Origin of the sequence: Mesorhizobium sp. M7A.F.Ca.ET.027.02.1.1 (assembly GCF_004022985.1) — a bacterium.
Taxonomy (GTDB): Bacteria; Pseudomonadota; Alphaproteobacteria; order Rhizobiales; family Rhizobiaceae; genus Mesorhizobium.
The window spans coordinates 1-4,775 of sequence record NZ_RZOL01000437.1; the positions used below are offsets into that span (position 1 = coordinate 1).

A 4,775-nucleotide genomic window follows, 5' to 3' on the forward strand; every position below is an offset into this window, starting at 1 on the left:
ATCACGCTTGGGCAACTGACAAAGCCCAATGCTCATAAAGCCGGATCAGGTCCGGCCGGTGTGTGGCGTAGGTGCAGTATGACGATGTGAGCCGCTACACCGTGCGCGTCTCCCAGTCTGTCCATAGACTCGGAAGAAGTCGGACCCGGTCAGTTGCAACTCCCTTTCCCAGCACTCCACTGCCCGGTAGAGCGCATGAAAAATCTCCTTTCGGGCGGTTTCTGTTCTGCCCATGCAGGATTCCAGAACATTGATGAAATCGTTTGTTTCGATGAAAGGCATCCACACTTTGGATGGTTGACACGCGTTTCAAAGATCGTGAACTACATCTCGTCGTTGTGCTCGACGCACTCCCGACAGAGCGCAACCTCATGGGCGCGGCATGCAGGATTAACCGAGCCCAGCCGGTCATGAGTGCGGCCGGCCGGGTCGGGCGATAGGCAGTCATGCCCTGCCCTTCCTGCGGGTCAAGCACTCCGAAAAAACATTTCCCCCATAAATGCTAGATCTTCCGTTGCCTTTTCGCGGGCTTCTGCGTGAGGTGAGGCACGCCATCCATGGCATGTGGCACACGCACGCGATGCCAGTGCACGGTCGTTTTCTCGGCAAGGCCGTTCTCTACCTCGACCCGCACGCGCTCGCCCTGACGGACCCGGATTTCCGGGCCTGGAACGGGCCTTCGGCGCGCAATCGAGCCCGGTTCACCCGGCCCAATGGCGTCCACTTTGGGGGCGCATGCACTGCAGACCCGCTGGACCTGATCCGGGAGAGGATGGGCGCGGCGATTGGAATAGCTATGAAAGCGCATCGGACCGTGGAACTGCGCGCGCAGACTTTCGGAGGAAGGCTCGCTTTTAAACGTTATCGTGCAACTCTGACCGTTCTTCGCCTTGGCGGGTGCCGCGGAAGAATCCCGGGTTCTGCGAGCGCTGCGAGAACACCTGCGGTCGATCCTGTACCACAATCTCGCGAAGCTCGATGCTCTCTACAAACGATGTCTTGGATTCTCACGCCCTTATTTCAGCACTTCGCTCGCTTGCCCGACTCGGCCGCGGTCAGCCTTCACCGCCAATTTTATTGGCGCAGCGACGTTCCTATCGGTTCAGGCGAAGCTTCTTGAACCTGCCGCTCTCTCGTTGCCCTGGCACGATTAATCGTCCTCTCAGTCTGTCATTGGCGGAGTCGCTCCTGAGGCGCGCGCCGGCGAGTTCGAGGAGCGCGTGGCTATCTCCTCGGTCCAGCCGGATTCCGCTGCGCGCTCAGCCAATTCCTGGAAGGCCGATTCCAAGGCGAGCTGGCATTGAAGGCCGCGGTCCGGATGGTCGACTAGCTTGGTTCCACGATCGCAATGCTTGATCGCTTCATTGCAGGCCATGGGCTCTCGCCCTCTCCTTTTGCCACACGAGGCGCCAGCTCACGTGTTGTGCGCCCCGGCAACCGCTTTCACCAGCCGCTCCAGCGATCCCGCGCGCTCCAGCTCCGCAAAGAATGATGCGGCGTGACGCTACCCAGCCGGTGCTTCTCGGCCATTTGCACACATAGGGATAGTCGACCATGAAATCGGACCGAGGCGAGGCGTTGGACGTTTCAGTCTTGGTCTGAATGCGCCGCCCACGAGCCGATCGGCCTTCTCGATGATTTGGCGCACCCTCGTTGTCGACAAGCCATGTTCCTGAGCCAGGTCGGCGAAACTCTTGCCCTTCAGAAAGCCGTCGACCAGGGCTATGTTCCTATCGACGGTCGGCTAAATCCCAGCAGGCGCGCGCAGTTTTCCGGCATCATTCCGTTTGTTCATCCGCTTGTCCGCGCCCCCTGCAAATCCTACCGGGCCAAATCGGTGCTTGGAAGACCCACTCATGTCATGGCCTCGGGAAAGTACAAGGCCGACGGTTATGTGAATACGAAAGATGCTGGCGATCACCATGATCGTTGGTGACCGCTGACCTCCCCAATGTCGGCTTCGACGGCACACCGGGAGCTCTCGGCAATGTTGAATAATTCCGTTTGAAGATGGTTGACTTCGTCGTCGAGGCTCGATCCATCAGGATCGGTATCGACGATTCTATATTTGAGAAACCCAAATTCGTTTGACTCGCGCAATTCGCTGTACGGCGTATCATCGCAAGCGCGGGATTCCGACATCCTGCGAAGTGCCCGCGTTGCTGGAATCGATTTTGCGGAAGTAAAAAGGCCCCGGCGCTGGGTCGGCGCGCAGGGCCTTCAGGCATGTACGAGCTACCAGCATGTCCAGTTATGATCGTGCGCTATCATAATGAACAAACGGTGAATGATCGCTATCCGAGGTGCAGGGCGGGCGAGATGGTGGGGCGGTGGGGGACCTGTACCGCTGCAGCGGGGCCACGAGCAGCGACTCGAGCCATGCGCCACGCTGCAGGACCTCGATTTCGGGCCAAGCCTCGAGCCCGCAACTCGCCTTGCTTCTCGGAAATCATAAGGCTTTGTGGGGCGGTTAAGCAGCGCGATATGGCCGCGGCGATACGAAGTTTTCATCTTTACCCTGTTCAGACGGTCAGGCTGCCTTCGCCGCCGGCTTGGCTGCCTTGACATGGGTTATACTGCGGCGACCGTCGACGCCGATCGGAACGTCACCGTCAACCGTAGCGCGACGCACAACCCGGTGCTGGTCGCCATAGTCGTTGACCGCATAATGCTGGTTAGCACGGTTGTCCCAGATAGCGACGTCGCCTACTTGCCAGCGCCACCGCACGGTATTTTCCGGGGCAGTGACGTAGGACTGGAACACCTCGTAGAGTTTGGCGGAATCGCTCTTGGAAAGGCCGACGAGGCGCTGCACGAAATTGCCGAGCAGCAGCGACTTCTCCCCGGTTTCCGGATGGACGCGCACGACCGGATGCTCGGTCTCGTAGATCGTCGATGTGAAAACTTCCTCGAAGTGCTTCTTCTCTTCGGCTGTGGCGCGCGGGCGCACGGCTGCGTAGTCGTAGGCATTGCTATGAATAGCCCACAGATTGTCCGCCAATATTTTGAGCGGCGCCGGCAGATTCTCGTACGCGGCGTGCGTGTTGGACCAGATCGTGTCGCCCCCCGCCGCCGGAATGACGACGCCACGTAGGACCGAGAATTTCGGATAGGCATCGACGAAAGTCACATCGGTATGCCACTGGTCTGCCCTGCCACCGCCACGGCCGGAATCGAGATTGAGGATTGAGGCCGTGCCGGCTGCCGGCCCCTGCGTGGGATGAGGTACAAGGTTACCCAGACGCCGCGCGAACAATTCCTGCTCCGCATCGTCGAGATGCTCCTGGCCGCGGAAGAAGATCACCTTGTGTTTTAGAAGAAGCTGGTTGATGGCTGCTATCGCTGCGTCCGAAAGGTCTCCACCAAGGCGAACTCCTCTGATTTCAGCTCCAACACGGCTGGTCAGCGGTACAACGTCGGAGTCAGGAATTCTCTTCGTCAAGCTCGAAAGCCAAAATCCCGGCGGATCGATCAAGGATCGCATTGCGTTGTCGATGATCGTTAATGCCGAACAGCGTGGCCAGCTCGCGCCGGGCGGTACAATCATCGAAGCGACCGCTGGCAACACAGGGCTCGGCCTGGCCTGGCGGCACGAAGCGCGTGATCGCGTGTCCAAAAGCTGACAGCGTCAGACAAATGTCAGGTTCATTACAACCAACATCTGGGCACTGACGAGGTTTTTCGAAGCAATGGGCGCTAACTGCGCGCTGAGCGCGTTGGCATGGCTTTTGAGACTGAGTGACTGTGACTGCACTTAATGGGGCAAGACGAGCGATGCGCTCCTCCCTGAACCCGTGTGCCGTCTCTGAGAGGAAACCAGCTCGTGCAGAAACCTTTGGAAATAGCTTTGGACCGCAACGTGGTATTGCAGATGGAGTCCCCGGCTCCTTCGATTAGAGTCGAGAACTGGCTGCATGGCGAGCCCCTCACGAGCTTTGAGCCCGGCAAGTGTACATAGTCGAATTTTGGGCAACTTGGTGCGGCCCATGTGTGGACGGGATGCCCCATCTGATCCAGCTGCAGGGCGTCGCCAGGCGCGCCATCTGGACAGCAGGAGCTGGACTATGGGCAAGGTAACAGGCTTTCTCGAAATCGACCGGCAGGTGCACAAGTACCAGCCGGCCTCCGACCGCATCCGGCATTTCCGTGAATTCACGCTGCCGATGTCGGACAAGGAGGTCGAGAAACAGGCCGCGCGCTGCATGGATTGCGGCATTCCGTTCTGCCACGGGCCAACGGGCTGTCCCATCCACAACCAGATCCCGGACTGGAACGACCTCGTCTACAATGGCGACTGGGACAATGCGATCCGCAACCTGCATTCGACCAACAATTTCCCGGAATTCACCGGCCGCATCTGCCCCGCACCTTGCGAGGAAGCCTGCACGCTGAACCTCGAGGACATTCCCGTCGCCATCAAGACGGTCGAGCAGGCGATCGCCGACAAGGCTTACGAGACCGGCCATATCAGGCCCTATCCGCCGGAGAAGAAGACCGGCAAGCGCGTCGCCGTCATCGGCTCCGGCCCGGCCGGCATGTCGGCTGCCCAGCAGCTCGGCCGCGCCGGCCACGACGTCCATGTCTATGAGCGCGAGAGCCGGCCCGGCGGGCTGATGCGTTACGGCATTCCCGACTTCAAGATCGAGAAGCACTATATCGACCGGCGCATCGAGCAGATGCAGGGCGAGGGCGTCACCTTCCATTGCGGCGTCAATGTCGGCGTCGACAAGCCGGTTGCCGAGCTGCTCGCCGAACATGACGCGGTGCTTTATTGC

General features: G+C 59.7%; 3 protein-coding genes and 4 pseudogenes. 5 read left to right on the forward strand and 2 right to left on the reverse strand.

Annotated elements, in window-relative coordinates; all coding sequences use genetic code 11:
- Nucleotides 1–293: 293 nt before the first annotated feature.
- Nucleotides 294–422: pseudogene (locus EN749_RS39110) on the forward strand (LysR family transcriptional regulator); the annotation flags it as partial.
- A gap of 104 nt (nucleotides 423–526) precedes the next feature.
- Here the strand turns inward: EN749_RS39110 and EN749_RS30620 are convergent.
- A pseudogene (locus tag EN749_RS30620) lies at nucleotides 527–673 on the reverse strand (multicopper oxidase domain-containing protein); the annotation flags it as partial.
- Between the two features lie 993 nt (nucleotides 674–1,666).
- On the opposite strand from EN749_RS30620, the gene EN749_RS37895 reads away from it, so the two are divergent.
- Nucleotides 1,667–1,936: a hypothetical protein gene (locus EN749_RS37895; protein ID WP_024504272.1), complete on the forward strand. Its 270-nt coding sequence runs from the start codon at nucleotides 1,667–1,669 to the stop codon at nucleotides 1,934–1,936.
- 594 nt (nucleotides 1,937–2,530) lie between these two features.
- On the opposite strand, the gene EN749_RS30630 is transcribed toward EN749_RS37895, so the two are convergent.
- Complete coding sequence (locus EN749_RS30630) at nucleotides 2,531–3,484, reverse strand: TauD/TfdA family dioxygenase (protein ID WP_024504271.1); 954 nt, start codon at nucleotides 3,482–3,484, stop codon at nucleotides 2,531–2,533.
- Between EN749_RS30630 and EN749_RS39115 the strand changes: the two are divergent.
- From EN749_RS39115 to EN749_RS30645, 3 genes and pseudogenes are all read left to right on the forward strand, one after another.
- Nucleotides 3,399–3,584: pseudogene (locus EN749_RS39115) on the forward strand (pyridoxal-phosphate dependent enzyme); the annotation flags it as partial. The gene EN749_RS30630 and the pseudogene EN749_RS39115 sit on opposite strands and share 86 nt — an antisense overlap.
- A gap of 275 nt (nucleotides 3,585–3,859) precedes the next feature.
- Nucleotides 3,860–4,023: pseudogene (locus EN749_RS30640) on the forward strand (thioredoxin domain-containing protein); the annotation flags it as partial.
- Between the two features lie 41 nt (nucleotides 4,024–4,064).
- A partial coding sequence (locus tag EN749_RS30645) for a glutamate synthase subunit beta (RefSeq protein ID WP_145991064.1) occupies nucleotides 4,065–4,775 on the forward strand: 711 nt, incomplete at its 3' end.